Annotated in this window: 15 protein-coding genes and 1 riboswitch; of the genes, 2 read left to right on the forward strand and 13 right to left on the reverse strand. The window is 55.2% G+C overall.

Features of this window, described 5'->3' with window-relative positions; all coding sequences use genetic code 11:
- Window positions 1-294 carry a cytochrome aa3 quinol oxidase subunit IV gene (gene qoxD / locus GC101_RS31820; RefSeq protein ID WP_039302907.1) on the forward strand — a complete coding sequence of 98 codons (294 nt, stop codon included), beginning with the start codon at window positions 1-3 and terminating at the stop codon, window positions 292-294.
- A 369-nt stretch (window positions 295-663) separates the two neighbouring features.
- Here the strand turns inward: qoxD and GC101_RS31825 are convergent, their stop codons facing one another.
- From GC101_RS31825 to GC101_RS31850, 6 genes are all read right to left on the reverse strand, one after another.
- Window positions 664-1,749, reverse strand: coding sequence for a hypothetical protein (locus GC101_RS31825; protein WP_171720565.1), 1,086 nt, complete (start codon window positions 1,747-1,749; stop codon window positions 664-666).
- A gap of 277 nt (window positions 1,750-2,026) precedes the next feature.
- Window positions 2,027-3,736, reverse strand: coding sequence for a methyl-accepting chemotaxis protein (locus tag GC101_RS31830; RefSeq protein ID WP_171720566.1), 1,710 nt, complete (start codon window positions 3,734-3,736; stop codon window positions 2,027-2,029).
- Between the two features lie 143 nt (window positions 3,737-3,879).
- Window positions 3,880-4,566 (reverse strand): ECF transporter S component, encoded by a 687-nt coding sequence (locus GC101_RS31835; protein ID WP_171720567.1) that lies wholly within the window; start codon window positions 4,564-4,566, stop codon window positions 3,880-3,882.
- Window positions 4,539-6,380 carry an ABC transporter ATP-binding protein gene (locus GC101_RS31840; protein WP_171720568.1) on the reverse strand — a complete coding sequence of 614 codons (1,842 nt, stop codon included), beginning with the start codon at window positions 6,378-6,380 and terminating at the stop codon, window positions 4,539-4,541. Before GC101_RS31840 ends, GC101_RS31835 begins: the two co-directional genes overlap by 28 nt.
- Complete coding sequence (locus tag GC101_RS31845) at window positions 6,296-7,240, reverse strand: energy-coupling factor transporter transmembrane component T (RefSeq protein ID WP_171720569.1); 945 nt, start codon at window positions 7,238-7,240, stop codon at window positions 6,296-6,298. The genes GC101_RS31840 and GC101_RS31845 overlap by 85 nt, the downstream gene beginning before the upstream one ends.
- Window positions 7,237-7,971 carry a DUF4430 domain-containing protein gene (locus GC101_RS31850; protein WP_171720570.1) on the reverse strand — a complete coding sequence of 245 codons (735 nt, stop codon included), beginning with the start codon at window positions 7,969-7,971 and terminating at the stop codon, window positions 7,237-7,239. The genes GC101_RS31845 and GC101_RS31850 overlap by 4 nt, the downstream gene beginning before the upstream one ends.
- A gap of 1,051 nt (window positions 7,972-9,022) precedes the next feature.
- On the opposite strand from GC101_RS31850, the gene GC101_RS31855 reads away from it, so the two are divergent.
- Window positions 9,023-9,241, forward strand: coding sequence for a hypothetical protein (locus GC101_RS31855; RefSeq protein WP_171720571.1), 219 nt, complete (start codon window positions 9,023-9,025; stop codon window positions 9,239-9,241).
- Window positions 9,242-9,321: 80 nt separating this feature from the next.
- Here GC101_RS31855 and GC101_RS31860 read toward each other — a convergent pair whose 3' ends face one another.
- From GC101_RS31860 to GC101_RS31890, 7 genes are all read right to left on the reverse strand, one after another.
- Window positions 9,322-11,502, reverse strand: coding sequence for an S-layer homology domain-containing protein (locus GC101_RS31860; protein ID WP_171720572.1), 2,181 nt, complete (start codon window positions 11,500-11,502; stop codon window positions 9,322-9,324).
- Window positions 11,503-11,696: 194 nt separating this feature from the next.
- A riboswitch (cobalamin riboswitch) is annotated at window positions 11,697-11,885 on the reverse strand.
- A 451-nt stretch (window positions 11,886-12,336) separates the two neighbouring features.
- Window positions 12,337-15,594 carry a GAP1-N2 domain-containing protein gene (locus GC101_RS31865; RefSeq protein ID WP_171720573.1) on the reverse strand — a complete coding sequence of 1,086 codons (3,258 nt, stop codon included), beginning with the start codon at window positions 15,592-15,594 and terminating at the stop codon, window positions 12,337-12,339.
- Entirely contained in the window at window positions 15,591-16,853 is a 1,263-nt protein-coding gene (locus GC101_RS31870; protein ID WP_076247346.1) for a hypothetical protein, read from the reverse strand. Before GC101_RS31870 ends, GC101_RS31865 begins: the two co-directional genes overlap by 4 nt.
- A 702-nt stretch (window positions 16,854-17,555) precedes the next feature.
- Window positions 17,556-18,191, reverse strand: coding sequence for a beta-mannanase (locus tag GC101_RS31875; protein ID WP_171720574.1), 636 nt, complete (start codon window positions 18,189-18,191; stop codon window positions 17,556-17,558).
- 35 nt (window positions 18,192-18,226) lie between these two features.
- On the reverse strand, window positions 18,227-19,498 hold the full coding sequence (locus GC101_RS31880) for a vWA domain-containing protein (protein ID WP_171720575.1): 1,272 nt from the start codon (window positions 19,496-19,498) through the stop codon (window positions 18,227-18,229).
- A 102-nt stretch (window positions 19,499-19,600) separates the two neighbouring features.
- Complete coding sequence (locus GC101_RS31885; protein WP_171720576.1) at window positions 19,601-22,024, reverse strand: FtsZ/tubulin family protein; 2,424 nt, start codon at window positions 22,022-22,024, stop codon at window positions 19,601-19,603.
- Window positions 22,025-22,028: 4 nt separating this feature from the next.
- Window positions 22,029-25,418, reverse strand: a complete 3,390-nt coding sequence (locus GC101_RS31890) for a tubulin-like doman-containing protein (protein ID WP_171720577.1) — start codon at window positions 25,416-25,418, stop codon at window positions 22,029-22,031.
- Window positions 25,419-25,431: the final 13 nt, after the last annotated feature.

Genomic DNA, 25,431 nt, shown 5'->3' on the forward strand with positions numbered 1-25,431 from the left:
ATGATGAAGCAACTGTTCCCAATTCGCCATGTGATGGGTTATCTGGCCTCTCTGGTCCTTTCTGCCGCTGCGCTGATTGTCATCTACGGAGATCTCTCCTCCGGGGCCAATATGGCCGTGCTGCTGATTACAGCGCTTATCCAGGCTTCTCTGCAGCTGTTTGTATTCATGCACATCGGGGAATCGGCCGACTCCAAGAAAGAGCTGTACATCAACATCGCCTATGCACTGTTCGTGGGTCTGGTTACCATCTTCGGAACCCTGTTCATCTTCGTGTGGGGCTGGTACTCTTAAACTTTATGAGGGGCGGGAACGTCCCTTCTACGCAGCATAATAAAAGCGGTCCGTTTCCGGTATGTTCCGGGACGGGCCGCTTTTTTTGGCTAGACTGTATTTTAAATATTAACTTAAAGCATTAACTAAAGGCTCAATCGTCACTACGGTGAATATTTGGACTTCCGGCCGCTGCCCGTCTACAGATTTCTTGATTGATACCGCTTCTTGGCGGTCGAAATCCGTAGACAGATGATGCTTCCGAAGCTAGCTTTCCTGCGGAAAGCTTTCAGGCGGACGCTACCGCTCCTACAGTTCCAAAATCCCCCTCCGATCCTTTGCGCTTATTGTTATTATCTAGCTATCTCAGATGCTCTCAGTAAATAATCACTAATCCTTCAACTGAACCACACTACTGCTGCTCTGATCTCCGCTCCATTCGGTATAAGCCAGCTGTTTGCCCGAAGGGCTCCAGGAGGTCGTCAGGTTCCCTGTACCGTCTGCAACCTTGACAGACTTAACCGATTCCAGATCGTAGACATAAAGAGCAGTAGAGGCCGTACCGTCCCCGTCAGCGGACATGCTGTAGGCAATCCTCCGCTGGTCCGGCGACCAGGAGATACCGCCAAGCTCCGCGCCTTCCACGATAATCTTCTGATTCCCCCCGTCTGTATCAGTGAGAAGCAGCGCTTGTGCGGAATCCTTATACTGCAGGACCAGCAGCTGATCTCCGCCCGGTGAAGGAATTACGCTGCCGACACGTTCAATTTTTAATGTGGCTTTTTCCTTGGTATTCAGATCGAAGGTTTGCAGCGTTTCGCCGGAATTGGAGGTGTAATAAATCTTATCTTTGATTTGCCGGACAACAATCAGTCCTTCACCGCTAAGCCCCTCCACCGCAGCGATCTTACCGGAGGTATTTGCTGTAAAAGCACCGCCGCTGTATGCAGGTCCTATAACGGTGTCATCATCAGCCCACCGGGCGCTCATAGCTCCTGCAATGTCATCGCCTGTGATGCTGAAGGTCTTCTTTGACCCTAAATCCATCACATAGTAGACCGGATCTCCTAATGAGAATTCACTATACAGCAGATGCTTGTGATCGGATGACAATACAGCGTCTCCCAGAAACACATTTTCCTGTTCCTTGATCAATTCAAATTCTTTGGTATCCAGGTGGTAGAAGTACAGGCTTTTGGGCAATGAATCCGCGAGCTCCTCCAGACTCATTTTACCTAACTTGTCGTTCTCCTTGGACACTACGACCGTATCCTCATCCATCCAGTCAGAAATAACTATATTCTCATAATGCCTGATCTCCCCCGCCGCTACCCCAGGCCCGGCTGCTTCCCGGGTTGGTTCGGCAGATTTGACGGGTTCAGCCGTGGTATTATTTCCGTCCTGACCTGCACTGCAGGCAATAAGTGTGCTTAATAATACCGGAACTAGGGCCAATTTGAATATTGGGGTCCTCATCCTGTGAATCGCCTCCTTGAATTCAGGTTCACATCCTGGAATGAACATCCAATCATGGAATCAGGAATCGCGCTCAAGACGCCCTCCCGTTTCCTTAGCAATACCCCGGAGCTACTCTCCCGGTATCCTTAAAGACGTGAGCAGAAAGCCGTATGTTGCAGGAAGCTGCCTGTTGTTGTAGGGCCGGATGACCTTATTCATTCAAAAAAAGCCTGGTTCAGCTGCAGATAACAGGAAACTCCCTGCAATCTTTAGCCGAACAAGGCTTCAGTACTTCCTATAGCTTGAACCGGGCCAGATGCTTCTGCAGATCCTCGGCCAATGTGGCGAGGTACTGGGCAGAGGAAGACATCTCCCCCATTGCGGTCAGCTGCTGCTCACTCGCTGCGCTTGTGTCCTGAACATCACCGGCGCCTTTACGCGAGATTTCATCCACCTCAGCCATCGCCTGGGCTACGCCCTCCGATTCCTGAGCGACATGTCCGATAACCTCCGTAATCAATTCCATCTGCTCGCTGGCTGCTTGAATAGAGGTCTGTATCTCAGTAAATGCAGCGGAGACCACTTCGCTCTGTGCTACGCCATGGGAGACAATCCCGGAGCCCAGCTCCATGGATTCCACTGCACTTTCAGTCTGCTGGCGGATATGTGTAATAATCTCCGTAATCTGCAGCGAGCTTCTTCCGGTAGCTTCCGCAAGCTTGCGGATTTCACCCGCAACGACAGCGAAGCCCCGCCCATGCTCACCCGCTCTGGCCGCTTCAATCGAGGCATTCAGTGACAGCAGATTAGTCTGGGTAGCAATGTCATTGATGGTTGTGATGATCGTGTTGATCTCTTCGGACAGGCTGCCCAGACTGCCGACAATACTCTGGCTTGCCGATACACTGGAGTCAATCTCCCGCATTTGGGCCAGAATCCGTTCAACCGCTTCAACGCCCCGGTCCGTTGATGAGGCAGCCTGTGCCATCAGACCGTTCATTTCACTGCCGCTGTGCCGGGCCTCGGTAATATCATACGTCATCGTCCGGACGGACCGGGCGGTACGTGCGATGCTCTCGGCCTGTACATCGAATCCGGCAGCGATTTCACTTGAGGTCTCGGCGATCATCTGGGAAGCATGCGCCGTCTGTTCTGCGCTGGCGCTCATCTCCTCTGAGGAAGCCGACAGAATCTCGGCACTCTCGGAAACTCCGCGCATCATATTCTGGAGGCCTTCCAGCATTGTATTAAACGAAGTGTTAATCTGGCCGATTTCATCCTTCGACTGATAGGAGGCGGCAGCAGTCAAATCCCCCTCCTCTGCGCGCTTCATCAGCTGCTGCAGTTCCTTGAGCGGTTTCGTAATCAACCGGGTAATCATGATGCTGATCACAATACTCAGAACCCAGGCAATAGTAATCAGAATGCCGCTTAAAGTGATGGAGCTCTTGGCGCTTGCTACAGTATCCTCATTATGCGCGGATGAATCCTGTACAAGCAGGGCCGCAGTATCCTCCAGCAGGTTAACCATCGTCCGGCGCGATTCACTGAACGCTCCACCCGAGAAAACCTGATACCCCTCATCATTCAGATTATTGTCGGCAAGATGGATGATATTATCACGCTGGGAGCGGTAGTCCGGCAGAAGGAGCAGGTATTCGTTGATATTGGCCGCGATTTTGTCATTGCTGAACTCAACTGTCTTGAGCTGTTCTAAAAGTTCATTGTTCGTAGTGATATTCGTTTCAATAGCCGCCTTAAGCTCCTGGCTCTTGGCAGCATCCCTGGTAATGAGATCCTCCAGCAGAAAAGATTCGATCGCCCGGTTATTCCCGCGGATCTCCGTAATGAGATAAATCGGCAGCAAATTCTGTTCGTATGTCTCCTGGGACCTGTCCGCCATTCTGCTGGTGGTCATAATGCCTGTCGTCCCAATGCCTATGAGTAACACTACAATCACTGCAATCAGCAAAGTCATTTTATGCTTAATCTTCAGATGTCTCATTCTTATAATCCCGCCTTCTCGATATCTTGCTGTAACTGTATTTATCGGAGAATTAGGCCAAAATGTTGATAATACGCTGAAAAAAATGTCGAAAAAAGAAAAATATTATCGATTCATATGAACAAAGACCTATAAACAGCTTTTCACTCTTGAAGCAGTCCATACTTCTTGCGGAATCTCTTCAGCACTTTGGTCCATCCGCCGGCCAGAATAGCCAGGAAAAAAACATTGGATAAAGCATGGGCCAGGTCAAAATAAAAGCTGGCTCCATAGGTCGCTGCCACAAGCCCCCAGCTGAACGCATCCGGGAGACTGAGAATAACCCAGAGATTCATAATCCAGCCGAACAGGAATCCCCAGATAAAACCGAAGATCAGCAGCCCGGGCCGTTTCTTCATCCACCAGGTATTCCGCAGCCAGCCTGCCGTAAGTCCGGTCATCCCCCAGGCGAACATCTGCCATGGTGTCCAGGGGCCCTGACCGAAGTAGATATTCGAGACCAGCGCCGCCACTGCACCGATGACGAACCCTGCCTCTGCCCCAAAGACATAAGCCGACAGAATGACAACGGCAGACACGGGCTTGACCCCCGGCAATGCGGCAAAAGGAATCCGGCTGACCGCAGCAATAGCAGATAATACGGCCAGCAGCACCAGTTCACGGGATGCCAGCTGGCGGCGCTCCAGACGGAGAAACAGCGGCAGCAGCGCAGCCAGCAGCAGCACCAGGCTGAGCAGCACATAATGACGGTCTTTCAGCGCCGCTGTTAGCGCTAGGCCAGCCACGAATAATCCCAAAGCAATCAGCAGGGGGGCGCGGAACCGGACCATGTTCGAATCACATCCTCTATTGTCAATGCCTGCGGCAGTAAGTCCCGGACCATACGGTTGACTGCCGTAGTATAGAAATAATTACTGCTGAAGAACTCTGCCGGCGCCCCTTCCGCTGTTATGCTGCCGTCAAACAGCAGCGCACAGCGGGAAGCATATTTAGCGGCAAACTCCACATCATGCGTTACGATCAGAATACTGGCCCCCTGCCTGCGCAGTTGCTGGAGCAGAGCAGCCAGCCTGTCCTTGGCTGCCGGGTCGAGCCCCTTAGTCGGCTCATCCAGCAGCAGGATATCCGGCTTCAGCAGCATCATCATGGCAAGTGCGGTCTGCTGCTGCTGGCCGCCGCTGAGATCATGCGGATGGCTCTGCAGCACCCCGCGGAGCCGGAAGACTTCCAGCAGGGCATCTATTTCCCGCCCGGCTTCTTCCAGGGATGCCCCGGCATACTGCGCCATATGCCGCAGTTCCTCAGCCACAGTATCATAGCTGAAATAGAGCAGCGGATTCTGGGCCAGAAGCCCGGTTGTACTCCCCTTGGACAGCTCGGCCTTGCCGCGCTGCGGCTTCATCAGGCCGCCCAGTACATGGAGCAGGGTCGACTTCCCTGCACCGTTCCCGCCCATAACCGCCAGAAGCTCTCCCCGCCTCAGCGTTAGCGAGAGCTTCCTCAGCACCTCCCGGCCTTCCTTGTCGTAGCGGAAGGTGACCTCTCTGCAGCTGAGCAGAATTTCTGCGGATGGTGCAGGAAGGTTCACGGGTGAATCCGGCCCGCCCGGGCCGGAGGCTCCAGCCGGATAAGTAACGGGCTCAGCGACTGCATTGCCGGGTGTGACAATACCCGGAGCTGCAGCAGAGGCTTCACGGGTGACCACAGCAGGTAATCCAGCGCCGGAATTAGCGGCCGGATGATCACGAATGACATTAGCGCATACTCCTGCTTCTGTCACAACAGAAGCTCCCGCTGCCCTGGAATTCAGCAGCCAGCGTTTGCCCTCGCGTACGGTCAGCGGAATATTCTCAGGTGCGGCTGTTCCCGCTTCCGTTGACAGCGCCAGATATAACCGTGAAGCTGCCGGAAGATAAGCCTGACGCGAAGCGAGTGATGCGCTGCCGGCTTGCTGAACGAAACCGCGCGGGCTCGCATCCGCCACCAGCCTGCCTCCCTCCAGCATCAGCACACGGTCGGCGAGCGGCAGCACCTCCTCCAGCCGGTGCTCGCTGATGATTACCGTCACCGACATTTCCTCGTTCAGCCGCTGCAGCGCCATAATGAATTCCCTGGCAGCTACAGGATCAAGCTGTGAGGTCGGTTCGTCCAGCAGCAGCACCTTGGGCTGAAGCAGCAGCACCGAGGCCAGATTAAGCAGCTGCTTTTGCCCGCCGGACAGCTCATGCACGGATTGGTAGAGCAGCGGCTCCAGCCCGAATAATGCGCAGATCTCAGCCAGCCGGGTCCGCATCACTGCAGGCGGTATCCCCAGATTCTCCATGGAGAACGCCAGCTCATGCCAGACGGTATCCATCACGATCTGCGCATCCGGGTTCTGGAAGACCATTCCGATTTCCCCTGCGGCAACGGCTGCCGGAAGACCGGGCAGCGGCTGACCTTTATATGTCAGGCTTCCGCTGAACATGCCTACCGGGGCAAGCTCACGTTTCAGATGGCGCAGCAGTGTCGTTTTGCCGCCGCCTGACGGGCCGCAGAGCACTACGAATTCGCCTTCTTCTATTGTGAACGAGAGCTCATGGAGCGAGTCCCTGTCTTCTTCAGGATAGCGGAAGGATACTTGTTCCGCTTTGAGGATCTCCATAACCATTTCTCCTTTCCTTCCAGACCTGCAGGGAGCAGGACGAACAAGCAGAAGCTGCCGTACATCACGGCATCCTGCCAGCCGAAATCCATACTCTTCATCCGGGGATAAATCTCCAGCGTACCGTAGCCCTGCAGCCAAAAGAACAATGCAATCATACCGCTGAGCGTCAGTACCAGCAGAATCAGCTTATCCTGCCGATCCGGCTTGTATATACTGTACGTGCTGCGTTTGGCAACCCCGTAGCCGCGGGCCGTCATGGAATCTCCGGTCTGCAGCGCTTCCTCCAGCGACCAGGTGAGCAGCACCTTCAGCAGCGTCATGCCGTCTTGCATCCGCTTGCGCAGGCTTCCTGTGCGGACATCCACCCCGCGCAGGCGCTGGATCAGGGTAATCTGGCGCAGCCGCCGCTGGAATAAGGGGACGAACCGGAGCGCCATCAGCGTAAGTAATGCCGTTCTGGGCGCAGCGGCAGCGAACAGGTACATGAATTTATCTGTCGTTACCGTGTAATTGTATGAAATGAACCAGATGAAGATGGTCAGCAATACGGTCATCATTATAAGTCCGTACAGCACAGCCTCCAGCGTAATCGGCTGGTCCAGCCAGTAGAAGAGAATATGCGCACCCCTGTGCGAGAACAGCGGATTCAGCACTGCGACTGAACCCCCCATCAGGAGCATAAAAGGCAGTCCGCGCAGCAGCGCCTTCCCTTGGCCCTGCAGCAGCAGCAACGCCAGCAGACCTGCTATTTCCGTAACCAGAAACAACGGATGAAGCCCCAGCAGGGCGAACAGCAGCAGCCCGGCATAATACAGCAGGGCAACGGCAGGATGCATGGACCGGAAGCCGCTGTTCATGGCGCCGCTGCCCCGATATCCTTGCCAAGATCAAGCGTATACAGCCACTCTACCGTATCTCCGGGCTTCATAACCCAGCTGCCGGAAGCCTTGGACGGAAACTCTCCGTTCACCTTATACATCCAGCCGCTCTCTGCCCCGTGATCATATTCGTACAGATTATCTATACCTTCCACATAGGCAAAGGTTTTGCTGCCCTGATATTCCATCTGGATCTTGTGCTGGCGGGTAATCCGTCCCAGCAGCTCCAGCGCAGTCTCATTCTTCTCTATTTCATAAGCCGCCGGAGCCAGAATAACGCCGTGCTCCTCATCTCCAGTAATGGAGAGAGTCACCGTATTCACCGGCGCGGCGGTAGCCGCTGGAGCTGTCGCGGCTGGCTTGCCGGTGGCCGCTGGGGCTGGCGCGGCGGGACTGCCGGTGGCCGCCGATGCTGGCGCGGCGGGACTGCCCGTGGCCGCCGGGGCTGGCGTCGCGGCACCGGTGTGGCCGGGGGCGGCTCCGGCTGGCGCTGCGCCGGAGCTGGAAGCTGCCATGCCGTCCGCCGTGGCGGAGGGTATGGCAGTGCCCTCAGGCCGCGGCGTCTGCGCGGCCTGGGAACTGGCGGGCGGCACAGGCCCGCCGCCTGCGGAATCCGGCTGCGCCTTGGAGCAGCCGGTGAGCAGCAGGACAACCAGGAGCAGGAGCAGCGGATAGAGCCTCGCCCTTCCTGATTTCAATAGACTGAACATTACCTCGAGCACCTCCACAAAAGGGAAAAGAACGGGGGCAGTCAGCCTGTTCCCCGTTCCGTCCAAACACCTTATGATTTCTTAGTGTTACTTATACATACTAATCCTGAGCAAAGCACCATCAGCCAGCCTCTTAACAGCTGAGCATCTCAGTCCAGCAACCCGCAGGAGCTTCTCTATCGGCTAAGATCAGCCGCTGCTTTAAATACTGGCTGGCACCATACTCTCAGTTTCATTAGCTCTAGCTTCATTAGCTTCGTCAGCTCTAGCCCACTAACAGTAGCTTCATTGGCTTCATTAGCTCTAACCCCACTAACAATAGCATCATTTGCATCATCAGCTTCATTAGCATTAGCTCTAACTTCACTAGCAGTTGCTTCATTGGCTCATTAACTCTAGCCTCACTAGTAATAGCTTCATTGGTTCTAGCCCACTAACGGTAGCTTCATCAGCTCTAGCCCCAATAGCTCCACCAGCTTCATTAGCTCTAGCCCCACTAGCAGTAACATCAGTAGCATCAGTAACATCAGTAACATCAGTAACATCAGTAACATCAGTAACATCAGTAACATCAGTAACATCAGTAGCATCAATAGCATCAATAGCATCAATAGCATCAATAGCATCAATAGCATCAGTAACATCAATAGCATCAATAGCATCAATAGCATCATCAGCATTTTAAACCATCGGCTCAATCCGGGAAAGCATGCCTTCCCGAGCGAAACTCCACAAAACATTCCTCCGCCGGAACAGCAATTGGATTTATGACACTTATTTATCCTATACGGACTTCACTGCCGATCCTAGTTGGATTAATGACACTTAATTCTGCCCCTAGCCGGGTCATTCGCTAATTCATGCGAGATTAAGTGTTGTTTTTCCAACTACGCCGCCATATCGGGAGATTAACCGGGAATTAAGTGGCATTTTTCCACTTATATATCCCACCAGCACCCCGCACTATCGCTTAATAGGCTGCTCCATGCAAAATCTTGCAGAAAATACAACTTAACTCCCTTAATCCTTGGGCATTCGGGAAGATTGTTGTATGAAATACAACAATCTTCCCGCTACACCGCTTGTTAGAAGAGAAATGCTGCCTTTTGTACAACATTTTTCGAATATAGGCGATATCCTGGTGAAAATGTTGTATTTTGTGCAGGATTTTCAACAAGCATTCAGATTCCCACCCCAAACGCGGGTTGAAATCGTGAGATTCTTGCCCCAGCTGCCCTACAATTCAAATTTTACTGCTGACGGAGACTAAGTTATATATTCAAGTTTAAGGTTTAGCTTATCTAGGATCTTTTCTTCATCAAGGCTCTTCTTCCTTGACCCATATCTTTCCTAAGGCAATCTAACCGCTACAGCAGCGGCCATTTCTCTGGTTACAGCTGTGGCAGGAGCGAATTCGCCGCCGGTACCGCTCATAATTCCAAGTCCGGTTACAGTACGTACCGCCGTTAATGCGTAGGCGCTGATCTGTTCTTCATCTGTGAATTTTCCGGTTCCGGCTGCTGCCGAAGCTTCGTCCAGCTTCAAGGCTCTCACGATCATTACAGCCATATCCTGGCGGGTAACGGGGCTGTCCGGTTTGAAGGCTGTACCTGTTACTCCGCTGACAATTCCCAGTTCCTTCGCTTTGTTCACTGCTCCATAATACCACGCATCCGCCTTAACATCACTGAAACTCTGGGCTGACGATGCCGCAGACGGCTCGTTGCCGGTCAATCTCAGCAGCAGTGCCGCAAATTCAGCCCGGGTAATATTCTGCTTCGGCGCGAACACGAGGCTGCTCTCACTGACCCCGCCCATCAGCTTGCGGTCATAGGCCGTGTACACTGACTCCAGCGCCCAAGGCGAGATTGACTTCACATCGGTAAAAGCAGCACGGTCAGCCGCAGCAGAAGCCACGGTCAGCGGCTGCGAATAGCGGACTACCGCAGGTGTGCTGTCTTTGAGATATCCGGTAACGGTAATCGTATATTTATTCGCTGGCAGGCCGCCGGCAACAACAGCTGAACCCGCAGCATCCGTAACAGCAGTTTTACCGCCAATGGATACCTGAACCCCTGCGGCTGGTGAGGATACCGGGTCGGAAGTGAAGGTCGCTTCATTCCATACCCACTGCTTTTGAGTTACTATTACAGTAATATCTTGTCCAGGCTGCGGCTGTGCAGGGGAGACCGCCACGGACTCTACCACCTGTGTGTTATCCCCGCCATAATAGACAAGCACGCGGTCATTCTCCGCAAGAAGGAAATCACCCATGCCTACACTTGGATAAATCCACGCTCCACCGCGGGCTACAACATACATCCATCCGTCATAGCCGCCAAAAGCACCCGCAGTTACGCCGCCGATTCCCGTCACGTAATTGCCAGCTTCATTGACCAGGGCCACCTTCTTCGCCGCCGCTGCCTTCTCCAGTGCTCGAAGTACATTTCCCGCATATACAGTGCCTTCTGCCAGGGTTCCGTTAGGGCCCTCAATGGCAACGGACACACTAACCTGAGGAGTCTTCACAGGTGAATTGCTAAGATCATAGAGCTTGCTGCCTGTGCTGAAAAGCTTGTAAGCTACCAATGCTTCCAGCGCCTGCTCTGTCGAGAGCTGATTGTAGCTTCCGCCCGCTGTATGAGCGAACCCGCCATCTGCTGCACTGAAGCTAAGAAGCTTACTGACAAGGTTCACATTGCCTACGGTATACTCCGCTCCTGCCGGGTCAATGCCAAAGGAAGACAGACCAATAATGGCTTGAGCGACACTCTCGCTGCTGTCACCATAGCCGCCGTTCTTATCCTGTGCGGTCGCCAGCCAGGCTGCCGCCCGCTGTCCCGCGGTATTGACTGCCGGATCATCCTTATGTCCTGCCAGCACAGTAAGCACGATCGCCGTCATGTCCGGGTCACTTGCTCCCGTAGTCAGGGTGAAGCCGCCGTCTGTGTTCTGCTTGGACAGGATCTCAGCCAGCAGTTTCGCCGGTGTCCATTTCGCATTGTCAGGTATAGTATATGTTCCGGAATCAAGCGCCAGCAGTACATAGGCTGCGTTGTTCAGCGTCTGGCCGGTAATTTTATCGTTATTGTAGAGCTTCTCAATCAGGTTGTAGCCGGCGACATCCGCCGGATTCCCGCCAAGCGCCCTAACCGCCAGCGTAATCCGCGCATAGTCCGTAGCTCTGGCGTAAACACCCTTGGCTGCGGCTACTTTACTCTCAAGCGCCTTTAAATAACTATCCGGAACCTTGTAGCCCGCCTGCGCGAGGCCGATGGCCTGCCAGTCGGACTGGACTCCGGCCTTCAGCACAAACTCCGAAGTGGCATAGACTGCCTCAGCTACGCTAACTGCTGTGCCTGAAGGTAGAGCTGAAGCCGTATTCGCTGTATTTGCACTTAACTGGGCTGATGCGGTATCACTCTGGGCAAAAGCCTGTCCCGCCGGAGCTACAGCCGCTCCCAGAACCGCGAACATCATGACAACGATCAGACCCAGCCGGATAAACTTGGATGATAAATTGTTCTTCATTGCTTGACCTCTTTCTGTGAATAGAATGGTATAGATGAATCCTGTGTCCTCCGCTGATGCGGGTGCAACATAAAGACCGCCCTGTACAGGGCGGCCGGGGAAGGATACAATACATGCGGCTGAAATGAAGTTTCCCTACACACAGCCACTGCTTATATTTGCACCTGCTTCCGCATTCTTACCCCCGAAGAATAGAAACAACAACGAAAAAGGCAGGTCTCCTGGCTTACGCTTCATTGCTTCCCCCGCCTTCCCATCCTATTATCAGACAGTGGCTTCTCAGGAGTCGCTCCGCATTTACAGTGGCGGGACCGCACCGGACTTGCACCGGACTTCCCTTTTAAGCAGATTACATTCGTAGCACAGGCATGGCTATCTGTTGCATGACAGCGCCTGTTTCTACGGAAATCCGCACCTTTTTCCAAAGCTTATTAAATTTGAATATTCACAAACAATCATATCTACTATTCCCCTGTATGTCTATAGACAAGCTGTTTCAATTATAGGCACAACCGGCCCCTTCCGCACAAAAAATCCTGAACAACACCCACCGCATTCTCTCGGCATATCGTGCTGTTCAGGACTTAAATAGTGAACCTTCCGCTTCCGGCAAGAGCCGGCAGCTGGTTGATTGTATTATGTACAACAGAATGAGAATATACGGCGGCCATAATGCATTCTGCTGTATTTAATATACAATTGATTTTGGAATATAGCCCTTATAGGCTCTAAAATCCGGAATCTAATGTACCAATTACAATAAAACGCATAATAGAGCTGATTATGCCGGACGTCTCTTACATCCGGCTTCACCCAATTCAGGCTCTCACCCAATCATTCCGCATCCGTGTCCGGGCTGGCGGAAGGAGTGGGGTCAGTGCCGGGTGTAGTCTCCGGAGTAGTGCTCGGGGTACTTCCCAGAATGCTCCCCGGACTAACCTGTAGCTTCAGCGTATAGATTCCGGCGGTGATCACATCACCCGCGGCCAGCTTCGCGCCCGGCTCCAGCTCCACCGTCACTTCATATACGCGTGCAGGTGTTCCTGCGCCCGATGCACCCGCCGCCGGGGAGGCTTCGGCTGCTTCCCCGTTCGCGCCGCCGTTAGTCCCGGCGGTTGTCTCATCAGTGCCGCCGCTATTTCCGGCGGCTGCATTCCCATTCGCGCCGCCGTCTTTCCCGGCGGCCACATCTCCGGTCGCCCCGCCGTCAGTCCCCACGGCTCCCTCATCAGAGCCGCCGTCATTTCCGGCGGCCGATGCACCCGCCGCCGGGGAGGCTTCGGCTTCGTCAGAGCCGCCGCTATTTCCGGCGGCTGCATCCCCATTCGCGCCGCCGTCAACTCCGGCGGCCAGGCAACTGCTCGCAGTTGCTGCAACCTTGTAAGTGTCCGCAACGTTATTACCGGACATCACAATGATCTCCGCCGGCTTGAAGTCGGAGCACTCCGCCGCAGCGGCAAAGCTGAACACCAGCTTGACGCCTGCTTCCCCGCTGCTTTCAGCCCCGCCTGCATTCCCGGTGCCTTCTGTTCCGCCGCCTTCAGCCCCGCCAGCGTTCCCGGTACCTTCTGTTCCACCATTTCCGGTTCCTGTGCTTGTCCCGGCACCTGCCACTCCGCCAACCAGCCGTACAGAGACCGGGGCTTGCTCTTGCCCATCCACATTGTGGATATCGCCCCGAATCGGGCTCACAGTCGGCTGCGGCGCAGCGGTATCCGCATCCGGCCGCAGCCAGCTGATAGCGATAATGGCAATGATCAGTACGATCCCAAGCACGCTGCCGGAGATCAGGATCTGAAATCGGCTGCGGCTGACCCACCGCGCCAGCGGCGAAGCCAGCTGGGAGCGGGCTTCATTGTAGACATTCTGCATGGCGGGCGTTGCGGCCGAGCTATAGCTTTTGCGGAAATCGCGGTTCTTGAACGCCTCGCGGTCATTCTTCAGGAAATACTTCAGCACCGCCCGCCGGTAATTCGGCCACAGCTTCTTGCTCGAGATGGTGAACAGCCGGTTATGCTGCGACCAGGCCAGGAAACGGTAGACCGTTTCCTTATCATTGCCCGCTTTGCGCGCCACCAGCTCCAGCAGCGCATCGTAATCAAGCGGACCACCCTCACGTTCACTGCTGTGGTAGAAGGCCAGCGGCAGCCGTTCGAACGGCTCGATGCTCCGCGGCTCCTTCAGCCAGCGTCCTCCGAGCAGTTGTACATCATCCAGCTCCCGGGGAGACAGACCGGCGAAGATCTCCTCGTCCGGCTTCTCCTCCCCGAACCAGCGGTACGCAGCGCGCAGCGCATTCGCTTTACGCTTAGCGATTGCATCCAGCGGCGGCTGCCAATCCGCCGTATCCCGGTAGCGCAGGAAAGAAATCTCCAGCAGCTGCTCCATCGTCAGCTCGTCCAGCGAGATCCGGTTCAGCAGGAAGCGGTCGGCAACGGTTCCCAGTTCCTGCAGCAGTGACAGCGCCTCAGGATGTACACCGCCGCCTCTGCGGCGTTCTTTCTCCGCCTTCTGCACCGACTCATGAACCGATGCCACCGCCGCCACCGGATCATTGTCCCGCTGCAGCTTCTCCAGCAGATATTCCTTGACGGTATCGCGCACGAAAGCCTGCTGAAGCGCCTCCGGCAGGAATCGGCCCCAATGCGCCACGAACCGCAGAATATCCGCCGATTTCGGCGCGTCAGCCAGCCGGGATTCCATATAAGGCTCCAGCAGCGCTTTGCGGAAGATAGGCTGAGCCAGCACTCTTTTGAAGAAGGCCGCACTAAGCTCATCGTTGCCCTCAATAATACCGTAAGCGGCAGCAAGCGCATCCTCACGTCCCGCCGACTGGCAGTTCAGCATCCCGTTGATGAAGTAATCCACAATTTTGACCCGGTAATTATGGCCCGGCAGCGCAAAATACTCCTTGAACCACTCCAGAATCTCCGGCGCCGGTATCCCTTTTTTGCGGATCAGATCATACTCACGGTCGAACCGCTCCAGGAACATATCATTCAGGCGTACCCGGGATTCCAGCGCCCCCTCCGGCTTCAGATAGGACAGCAGACCGCCGAGCACAGCGTTCTTGTTCCCTGTATATAAATCTTCATTGCCTTGCTCAATCTCATAAAAGACAGCCAGCTCATTGTAGAGTGCCAGCGACAGCTTGCGGTCCACACTCTCACCAAGCAGCAGGGAGTCGGCGAATCTGGCGAAGTCTCTGAGACTCCCGCCCGCCTGCCCCAGCGTCTTCCAGGCCAGGTCTGCATACGTCTGCCGGGACTCCCCGAAATCGGCATTCAGAATCCGCGCGCCTGCCAGATCAAAAATATAATCCTTCTCAATACTCCGGTCCCCCGGGCGCAGCGAGCCCTTCTCCACAAAGCTCAGGTGAATATATTTGCGGCTCTGCGGCTCTTTGGCATAAGTGATCACTCCCAGCCTGCGGCGGAAGTCATGCGGCAATGAAGCATAGAGAACCTCCGTCAGCTCCACCGCACGCTGCGACAACTCACTGATCGGCACATCCAGCGCTACATAGATCTTCTTCTTGCCGGCTACGGACAGCATGACCGCCTGCAGCAGGGCCTTGAACAGCTCTTCGGTGAATCCGAGGCTGCGAAGCACGGTCAGCGGGTCTGCTGACTCTTCACGGACCCCGACTGGAATGGACTCCAGCTCAGGCAGTGTTCCGCCCGGCTCTCCCTCATAACTCCGGGCGAAGCCGGCATGCAGCCATTCCCCGTACCCCTCAACAATCTCCTCCGAGCGGATAGGCGGCACCACGAAATTATGGGCAAAAAAAGCGCTCCGCTGCCCCGTGAAATCCGCCGCCAGATAGCGGCTGAGGCCAATCACTGTCTCATTGCTCTCCGTATGGAACAGATGCAGCGCGTCAGGATACAGCTCCTCATCCTTCTCACCGCGTGCCGCGAGCTCGGCCGGAGCATCGTAGAGGCAGAAGGGATGCAGGATTTTTTTGACAAAATTATTGTCCAGACTCTCCGATTTCGCTACCGTATCGAATCCCTCTGTCGCCCGGTAAACGCCGCGGCGCTCGCGGGTATACATCTGCTGGGTGATCATGGACCCTGAAAATCTGTTCACGGCCCGTCGCTCCCCTCAATATAATTCAGCTTGTGCAGCAGCCAGATAAACGGCTCGTCCACACGGATCGGACTGACGACACCCTCCACCTTCTGATTGACCGGATTGCTGCCCAGCGCAGATACCGCGAAGTAACCGGTGTTGGCAAAGTACACATCCATCGTATCCTTGAACGGACGGTCGACCTTCTCGATAAAGCGGCGGATTTCACCGTCGATGTTGTGGAACTCGTCCAGATTCAGCGTGTTGCGGTGCACATAGTTGTTGAACACGTTGCTGTTGGACTTGATGTAATCGCCATCCTCATCCTTGAGTGAGTGCAGCATGTCGCTTTTGGCCAGTACAATGGCCGTTGGAATATTGGTTTTGCTCTTCTCCTGATAAGCGATGAAGTCACCGAACATCGTCAGCACCACATCGCGCGGCTCATCATACTGCGACACCCACTCGCCCGGACGGTCGCCGAAGTTGATGCGGATTTTCTCGCGGATGGAGCGGATCTGCAGCGGATCGACCATGAACAGAATACCTGCGGAGTTCTTGATATGCTGGCCGTGCAAGCCCAGATAATCCTGATCGACCATCCCTTCACCGGCAACATCGAAGAACACCAGCGTCAGCGGGGGCTTGGATTCATCCTTGAACACGAACTGGAAAATAAACGGCTCCTGCATCTTCTCCTTCTGGGTAGAAGCGAGCAGATCTCCCCGCTCGAACAGCGGCTCTTCGTACAGTGTGCGGAATTTGCGGCTGATCTCGGCATTCAGCGGCATACAGGCCGCGTCAAAATGCCCCGCTGTCGTATGCTGCAGCGTATGGATCAGCGAGGTCATATACACTGACTTCCCTACCTGGGAAGCGCCGATAATCGAGATAATATTGCTCGGCACCTTGCCGGCAGTTACAGGCAGCTCATTATGGCAGGACGGGCAGAGCCGTCTGCGGGTCAGCACGCCATAGCGGTCGGTGATTCCGGTCAGCACATGGTCCGTATAATGATGATACTCCTCCGGAATATCCGCCGGATTCAGGATCGCTTCCATATCGTCTACCGTATCGAGGCCGAAGCGCTCACGGTACTTATTCAGCAGATCATCTTCGCCCAGCGCATAATTCTCGTCATCCTCACGGCTGTGCATGGCCCGGAACACCACTTCCTCCGGCTCAAAGCGGGAAAAGCAGTACGGGCAGACGATGTCATAATACAGCGGCCTTGCCGGGGGCTGATTCTTCTTCATGAAGCGGCTAAAAAAAGACATTTCTCTTCCTCCTCAACGTTTTGTCCGGCAGCTCAGGTAAATGGGCGGCTGACAAAACTGGCTACGAAAGCATAATCTCCAAGTTTTGATGCAGCAGCTCAGGCGAACGAGCGGCTGACAAAACTGGCCTCGAAAGCATAAGCCTAAAGTTTTGCCGCAGCAGATGCTCAGGCGAACGAGCTGCTCGCAAAACTGGCTTCGAAAGCATACGCCTAAAGTTTTGCCGCAACAGATGCTCAACGAAAGAGCTGCTCGCAAAACTGGCCTCAAAAGCATAAGCCTAAAGTTTTGCCGCAGCAGATGCTCAGGCGAACGAGCTGCTCGCAAAACGGGTATCGCACAAATTTGCTTCTATATCTGAGCGCAGACGGTCCGCTCGCTTAATTTCTCCGGCCTTACACACTGCACTTTCCCGGCATTCCGTTTGTACGCGGTTCTTGGAGCGCATATAACTGCACTTTGTACAGCTATATTACCGTTTCCGCCCGCTTGCGTCCGAATAGCTGCAGTTTGTGCAACTATACCAGAGCAGAGAGCATGATTAGAGGGGTTCCCCGAGATATAGATGTACAAAATACAATTAAACATCCCGTACGGCAGAAATCTGCCACTTTAGCTGTATGAAATACAGTTATTCCATATCTGGACGTATCAGGCTGAGCTCCGCGCTCCAACTAATATTCCTTACACCCTGCCAGCCGGTCACTCCGGCACCAGCTCGTAATATAAACCGTACTTGCGGCCGTCCGTGAAAAAGATACGGATGAAGTCGTCTTTGCCGACCTCAATCGGCGGAAGCTGATTTCGTCCGGGGGCGAAATCCTGCACGAACGGGAAAAGCGCCCCGTCCTCCCTGGAGGCCGGATGGCCATCCCGCTTCTTCACGTAGCAGAGTACTTCCTTCGGTACAGGCACCTCAGCGGTAATTGTCATATGCACAGTTTTCAGCTTGCTAAACAGGCCTTTTTTGTGCTGGACGGAATAATAGATTCTCGCTTTGCCTGCGCTGACCAGTGTCTTGTTGGCACCGTCCCGCTGACGCACCAGCAAAGTCTCCCCATTCTCGGACAGCCGGGCATAAATGGTATACGCCACCAGCCCGATCTCATCCAGCCGGTCACGGTAGCCGTTATTCGCTTTGTACTCTTCACGTGTGTAGAGCTTCATGCCGGAAGGCGGATGTTCTCCATCCTCCGGTGCCTCCGCAGAGGCTTTATGAATACATACCGCCTGCACGCCATCCGGCCAGCGCCACCGCAGCGTGCAGAACCGGTCTTCCACTCTGGATACCACTTCGGCTATAACCGGTGCACCAGAATCAACCTCGGCGTACTTCATGGCAACATGCTCCTTTCATTAGGTAACCATCGGACTCAGAATCCCTTACTGCCGCGGTTCCGGCGCGGCGGAGGGAAGCCGTCCGCAGGTGCGGCCGCAGCTCCGGCGGCTCTCCCCTTGCGGGACAGGCGTCCTTCCCCTACAGGTACTACATAAGTAAACAATGTAAGAATAGCAACGAGCACCAGCAGTGCCAGCAGGCGGATCATTGGATCTGTAACCGTATCCCCGTTAAGAGCAAATTCGAGAATCAGTCCGGCAGCGAGCCCGGATAATGCGCCTCCGAAGCTGAAGCTGCGGGCCAGATGGCGGTTATCGAATATAATGCCAAGCCCGAGGCCCAGTGCGGTACCAATCAGGATCAACGCCAGAATCCGCACTACAGCATAATAAGGACTGTCTGCTGCCCTATCACTGCGCTCGGTAAGCAGGGTCCGGTCGCCCAGACGGTCATAGATCTGCTGGAATACCTCGCCCAGACGGTTCGCATCTGTAACATCATAATACTGGCCGCCTGTCACGCTGGCGATATCCTGCAGAAGATTGGAGCCGGACGGATCATCCAGGGCAAGCCCGATGGTATTGACCGCAATGCCGCGGTCCACAAATGCGGTCAGCTCCGTTGAAGTATCAAACTGGCTGAAGCCGTCAGATAACAGAATGACCATCGCTCCGCGGTCCGCCCCGTCTTCATTGATGACATTCATCGCTTCTGTAAGAGCACCGCTGATATTCGTTCCGCCCTCGGTAGTCACCAGGCTGCTGATTACATCCGACACCTTCTGGCGGTTCTCCGCCTTCGAGAGCGGGATCAGCGGCTGGACTACCGAAGCCTCATGGCTGAAGGTGACCACAGCCACCTTGTTGTCTTCATCCAGCTGCTGCACCAGTGCTCTGGCTGCTTCGTAGCGGCTGTTATTGGGGTCGCTTTCCAGCATGCTGCCGGAATCATCGATGACCATGATGACATTCTTGACCGGCTTGATGCCGCCAAAGTTCAGTTCATACACGAACTCGGTCAGCGTACCTATGCCAAACAGCAGCACCACTGCCAGCGGAAGCATTTTCCATGACGTACCGAGATAACGGAGCTTCCAAGATTGCCCGTTCAGCTTAGGTGAGATCGTCTCGGCAACCACGCTGCCTATCGAGACACAGAGCGCGACAAGGGCAAAATAGATCCCAACCAGTACAATCGGCGGCAGGTCATACGGCCTGCGGTCCAGGAGCAGCTCGCCAAGCACAAAAGCCACACCGCCGCCCAGCAGACTGAAGAGGAGCAGGAGGAGATTGATTTTACGCTGCATTAATATTCATCCTTTCCGGAAAAACCTTAATAATAATGCGCTTGAAACCGGCGCTGTGGGGCTGAAGTGCACTTCCTGCAGCAGAATGAGAGAAAATTGTCCTCATCTCATCTCCGGCAATTGCTCCTCAGCAAGACCGTGCAGCTCATAGCCGTTGCCCGCATAGGTCTCATAATATACCTTGCCGTTGCGGTAATAGAGCAGATCCTCCAGGTGGAAGCCGCCCATCAGATTCAGCTTCTCCACTCCGCTCCTGCGCTGCTCATGCACGAAGCCCAAGCGGTAGATGCGGGTGGTCTCGTCAGCACCGAAGGCATAGCGCAGGAATTCGGAAGCACTGTCGCCGAAAAAGTATTTCTCCTCATGCCGGTGCTCCTGCGTATATTCAAACAGGCGGACATTCATTGCCGCCTCCTCTTCGAGACTCCGGTAGAGCTGCTTGAACAGCTCCTCCTTGGAGACAATGTCCCGGTTCTCATAGGCCGCCGCGACATTGGCACGCCGCAGCAGCTCTTCCTCGAACGGAAGCGTGAAGGGCCCTGCCGTCAGCAGCTCCCGGCGGCAGATCTCGATCAGCCGCTCAGCCACGGCCTCGCGGCCACGGCGCAGCAGCTCCGAGAGGCTGCCCATAAACCGCTCACTGAAGAAGATATTTCCGCCGCGCCGGGTCTCGATATCCTTCATGACTTCTTCCGTCACGCTGCGGTAATACTCCATGATGTTCTGATCCACGGTGTCCTTGCTGCGGCCGATGCTGGCGAGGGCCAGGCTCTGCAGCTCCTCCGCCAGCGCTTCCATCGCCAGGACCATGGCTCTGCTGTCTGCATGCAGCTGCTCAAGCGCCGCATCATAGCGGAGGCAGAGGGCAAGCTCGCTTTCGAGCCGCAGAATCTCATATTTCTTACCATATACGGTATCGAATAAATAATGAATGAAATTACGCACAGTCCGTTTATCCAGCAGCGGCACCCGCTGGAACGGCTGGCGTTCTACACTCTCCGCATAGAGCCGTTCCAGCTCCTCCTGCGCAGAGAGCAGGGCCGAACGCAGTCCGGCCATATGCTGGCGCAGGGCATGAAGCACACCCCCTCCGCCCTCTGCCAGCTCGGCTGTCCATTCTGCGAGCTGATAGAAGGTCACCGGCGGAGTTGCCTGCTCCTCGGCGGCCAGGACTGCGGCCCACTCCCGCGCAGGGTCGATCGCCGCAGTCCTTCTTGCGGACACTTCCGCAAAGTTGCTGCGGAAATAGGCCTGCCCGCCCTCGCCGAAGAGCAGCTCCTCGGCTTCGCGCAGCGACAGCGCTCTGAGCTCCGAGTAGGACGGGCGTCCATGGCTCATCAGCCCGGTCATCTCCGAGAGGCCGGTGTCATCCGGCAGCAGTTCCGCCGCGCGGGCACGCAGGGAATCCGCTCCGAGGCCCAGCAGCGCCTGCCGTTCCTTAAGGCTCCGGCTGTTGCCGGCACGCAGCTTCTCAGCCAGGTAATGCAGGGCATGGTAGAGCACCGCCAGCGCAATCTGCCGGTTCGGCCTGCGTACCGCCGAGAAACCGGCCGAAGCATAGCCTTGTCTGCCCGTGCTGCCCCGGATGCCGCTTTTGAAGGTCATATTATTGTAGCCGCCATGCCCGGAAGCATGATCAGCCGCAGGCCGGACACGGTTCTTCAGCAGGCTGATATGGGCAATAATCTCATAATTGTCGTCCATCCCGTGAACGGACATCAGTCCGCGCTCGTTCTTGTCGGAGAGCAGATAGACCAGATCGAACAACGCGGAGGGACCATGGCCCACGGGGATGGACAGCCCTTCCTCCGTAACCAGAAGCGGAGCGCTTAAGGCATAGTCCGCCGCCTGCATCCCGTCCAGCTCACGCAGAAAAGCCAGCCCTACCGAGCTGGAATAGCCAAAGTTATCCCCTTGCTCCCGCTCGTTGATCAGCGCATACAGATCGGTCTGCACCGACTTGAACGACTGGCTGAGGATGGCGCGGGCCAGCAGGGCAACCTCCGGCAGCAGCACATTAAGCGGATCATCGACCCGCGTAACGATGGACAGATGGATGACATCGAACGAAGAATACAGCCGTCCGTAGTCCGCTATGCTGTTGCTTAACTGGCGCAGCGTCCGGTTCATCCCGGCCAGGTACTGGCTGTCCTCATGAAATTCACGGTACAACTCCCGCCGCACCGTCCGGGGATCACGGCCCGCCGTGTTCGGCAGGGCCATGTGCAACACGCGTTCATGAACGCTGCTGTTACCGCTGCCGATCCATCCCTTGATTCCATCCTTCTCCTGCGTACTGCCGCTGCCGCTGGGAGAACCCGCGTGCAGCGCCATGACACCGCCTGCATTGTCCCATTTGCGCTCGCAGCGCTCCAGCACCGGACCGATGGCCGGGGTCACCTTGTCGCCGAGGAACAGAAACAGAGCAGGGTAATGGATGCTGCTGCGCCCATCCCCCTTGTTATGCTGCGCTTCCTCCTGCGCAGCGTACTGCTCTGCATATTGTAAGGCCTGATCTCTGATCATAGGCTTACTTCAGCTTTCTGCGGATGCTGCCGAGCTTGCCGGTCAGGCTCTTGTAGAAGCCGTACATTTCATCGCCGTTCGCATGCTCTACCCGCTCATATTCCAGGCTGTCGCGCGCCTCCAGGAAGGATACATACATCCCTTCCAGCTTATACAGCAGCGGAGTCACGTCCTCCGCGGCCGTCATCTCTCCGGCCCGGCGTGCCGCCTTGCGCAGCAGGACACTGCGGCTTTTCTCATCGAGCGCACGGAAATGGCGGTAGACAGCATACTCCACATAGCTGCGCTCCTTCATCAGGTTCGCGAACGGCTCCCAGGCATCTTCGTCTTCATCACGGTCATAGACATAGAGCGCACCTTTTTTGGTGATGGTATCGGTGTACAGCGCCTCAATGAACTGGTCGATCCACTTGTCTTCATCCAGATGCTGGTGGACCAGCACTTCGAGTTCCGCTGCCTTGGCCGACAATGCGTCGTATTTCGCCAGCTCTTCACGGACACGGGCAATCAGCTGCGGTGAGCGGATCAGGTTCTCCTGGGCCAGCTCACGGTTGATGCTGCCGAAGATGTCCTTAATTCCTTCACGTTCCAGGCCGCCCGCGCGCAGCGCTTTGAGCTCTTCAGCGGCTTTTCTTACTTCGCCCAGATTCGGACGCGACGAGCCAAGCTGCAGATCATAGCCGCTTAGCATTTTATCCAGATCAAACGGCTTCGTGAAGATGACCGAGAAGCGGCTGCTCGTATTCTCGTCGATGCCTTTCTCGATAATTACACCAGCCTCCAGGGCACGTAAGAAGTCGGCACGCACTCTGGCATTATAATCACGGACCCGCGCATTCACGTAGGTATCGCCCCATGACTTCTCCGGAATCGGGGAAGGCAGGTAGGTCCAGTTATCCTTGTCGGTCATCACCAGATGGCGGCCGATGCCTTCCTTGTCCAGGATGGTCCGTTCATAGTTCTCCTCGAACACCCGCAGCGGCGTATACACAAACAGCGGCACCCCGTTACGTGTATTAAGCCAGAAAATCCGGTTCTTAACCTGGCTCTCCTTGATCGTGAACTGCGATTTGCCGAGCGCATTATTCTGATAATTACGGATTCCCTTCAGAATACCCGGCGCCTTCACCGGCACGGATACGAAGCCCCAAGACGGGAAGTGCAGACTGCCGGAGCTGTTGCTGAGGTGGAAAATCGGCACCGCATCTTCATCCAGACGTCCGGCGATAATCCGCTCAACGAACTTATCCAGCGGCTCCTCGCGCCCGTATTTCATCACCAGGAAATCTTCCATTGAACGGGTAATGAGATCACCGAACTTGTCGCTGAGGAATTCAGAGATCGAACGGACGATATCAATCTCCTGCTCTTTGACCCAGCGTCCGGAATGCTTCAGCATTTCGCGCGTGAAATCACGGATCAGATCGTCGCCGTCCTTCTGGTCCATCACCTTGGAGATGGTTGCCGAAATATCCGGCACATTGACGATATTCCAATAGTAGGTTTTGTTCCCCTTATGATCAGCCTGCTCTTCGCCATTGATCAGAATGTCGCCATTCTTCTCGAAGATTGAGCTGAGCGCCGTCAGAATCTCCGTGAATACGCCGTAGATCCGGCTGTTCTCTTCATTCAGAAGCTCGTACAGATCCTCGTAGAACTGGATCATCTGCTCGGTGCGCTCCACATCGGCATGCAGCCAGTATTCATTGATCTTGGCTTCGATATAGGCGTTCTTCTTCTTCTCCTTGGAGACAAAAGCGCTGCGCGCATCGCCAAGCTTCTCCTCTGCGCTGTCCTGCGCCGTCTCGATATCACGCGGCAGACGGAGCAGGCTCTCCCGCAGCGCTTCAATATACGACTGAATCAGCTTCAGGATACAGAAGCCCTTCTCCGTGTAGAGCAGCCGGGATACATAGAACGGCCCCTGCTCAGGATGCAGGAAGATCCGCTCCAGCTCCTCGCCGAAACGTCCGGTAATTTCGCCCGGCAGCTGCTTCTTCGCTTTGATGTATTCTTCCCGCGCACGGGCGAGGAAGTTCTGCTCCAGCTCCGTATCCATGCTGACCACCTGATTCTTCACTACATTGGCATGGCTGAGGCGCTCGCTGTTCTGATAGCCGGGCAGCGGCTCCGGCACACGGGACTCGAAGGTCTTGATCATCGTATCGAGATCAATGCCGAGCTTGCGTGCCATCTTCTCCACATCCTCCTGCCCCGGGGCGTGATGGAACATCTTGTCCATCTTGTCGAAGAGGCGGAAGGCCAGATATGTGGTCATTTCCTCAATCGGCAGCACCGCCGAGGAAGCGCCGATAATGTTGTATTCATAATTCGCAGGATACGTCTTGTTCATCTGTGCAATGTTGGTGCGGATGTTGCTGATATAGTCATGGATGGCGAATTCCTCGCCGGAGGCTTTTTCCTCGCTGGCCATGAAGTTGGTGATATTCTCAGCCGTTACATTCATGCAGTAATCATAGGCATTCTCCAGCAGCTTGCCTTCCGTATTCGTCGCCGAGATCAGATGACACAGATTGAACGGCGGCAGCGGCGAATTAACGCTCAGAATATTGCCGTACTGCTGGCGGAACCGTTCTCCCCGGCTGTCCACATTCATCCAGTAATCCAGCTCTTTGAGCGCAGCATAACCGTTCTTGCGGATATACTCGCGGGTGTGCTCGCTGAGGCTCTTGTTCGCCAGATTCACATCCGGGGTGAACAAGTAACCCAGTGTATTCACGCGGTCGATACCGGCAGCGCCATAGTCACGTTCAATAATCCCCCGGACAATGTAGGCAATATCCAAAAAGGCACCGCTGCCTGTTCCGCCGGACAAGCCGGTAAGCAGGAAAACCATCAGCTTCTTGCTGGTGCCGACCGACAGTGTCTTGATCTTCTTATCAATTGCAGCCACGACCTGATTAATCTTCGTGAACAGCAGCAGTCGTCCGGCCTGGCGCACCCCGGCGGCTCCGTTCATGCCGTCCGTGATGCTCAGCTCCGGCGACAGCCAGTCTGTAATGTACGAATCAAGAATGCTGCGGTTCTGCAGCAGTCCGCCGATCTCGGCATTGGCCAGCAGCACGAATTCATTCTGCGGGTCGAGGCCGATGCCTTTATATTTTTTGCCGCGGTCCTGTTCATTGGTCTCGAATGCCAGGAATTCCACATTGTCAGGCTTATCCCGCTTCTTCTTGGACAACGGATCCTCAGGCAGCTTGAAGCGGCGGTTAATCTGGTATTTCAAGCGCAGCAGGGCATCGATGCCCGTGCCGCCAAGTCCGATAATCAGAATCGGGTTGTCTATGGTGTCCACTCTTATTTTGTCGCTGACGATCCCTCCGCCAAGCGATACATCGAGCTGCTGAATATGTTCTCTTACTACCGGTTTCATAGGTTATCCTCCT

Origin of the sequence: Paenibacillus phytohabitans, from assembly GCF_013141775.1 — a bacterium.
Lineage (GTDB): Bacteria > Bacillota > Bacilli > Paenibacillales > Paenibacillaceae > Paenibacillus_AQ > Paenibacillus_AQ phytohabitans.

Bases quoted from the DNA above. Each gene is read 5' to 3' on its own strand.
- qoxD (WP_039302907.1), top strand. From the start codon at position 1: ATGATGAAGCAACTGTTCCCAATTCGCCATGTGATGGGTTATCTGGCC.
- GC101_RS31825 (WP_171720565.1), bottom strand. From the start codon at position 1,749: ATGAGGACCCCAATATTCAAATTGGCCCTAGTTCCGGTATTATTAAGC.
- GC101_RS31830 (WP_171720566.1), bottom strand. From the start codon at position 3,736: ATGAGACATCTGAAGATTAAGCATAAAATGACTTTGCTGATTGCAGTG.
- GC101_RS31835 (WP_171720567.1), bottom strand. From the start codon at position 4,566: ATGGTCCGGTTCCGCGCCCCCCTGCTGATTGCTTTGGGATTATTCGTG.
- GC101_RS31840 (WP_171720568.1), bottom strand. From the start codon at position 6,380: ATGGAGATCCTCAAAGCGGAACAAGTATCCTTCCGCTATCCTGAAGAA.
- GC101_RS31845 (WP_171720569.1), bottom strand. From the start codon at position 7,240: ATGAACAGCGGCTTCCGGTCCATGCATCCTGCCGTTGCCCTGCTGTAT.
- GC101_RS31850 (WP_171720570.1), bottom strand. From the start codon at position 7,971: ATGTTCAGTCTATTGAAATCAGGAAGGGCGAGGCTCTATCCGCTGCTC.
- GC101_RS31855 (WP_171720571.1), top strand. From the start codon at position 9,023: ATGAAATACAACAATCTTCCCGCTACACCGCTTGTTAGAAGAGAAATG.
- GC101_RS31860 (WP_171720572.1), bottom strand. From the start codon at position 11,502: ATGAAGAACAATTTATCATCCAAGTTTATCCGGCTGGGTCTGATCGTT.
- GC101_RS31870 (WP_076247346.1), bottom strand. From the start codon at position 16,853: ATGTCTTTTTTTAGCCGCTTCATGAAGAAGAATCAGCCCCCGGCAAGG.
- GC101_RS31875 (WP_171720574.1), bottom strand. From the start codon at position 18,191: ATGAAGTACGCCGAGGTTGATTCTGGTGCACCGGTTATAGCCGAAGTG.
- GC101_RS31880 (WP_171720575.1), bottom strand. From the start codon at position 19,498: ATGCAGCGTAAAATCAATCTCCTCCTGCTCCTCTTCAGTCTGCTGGGC.
- GC101_RS31885 (WP_171720576.1), bottom strand. From the start codon at position 22,024: ATGATCAGAGATCAGGCCTTACAATATGCAGAGCAGTACGCTGCGCAG.
- GC101_RS31890 (WP_171720577.1), bottom strand. From the start codon at position 25,418: ATGAAACCGGTAGTAAGAGAACATATTCAGCAGCTCGATGTATCGCTT.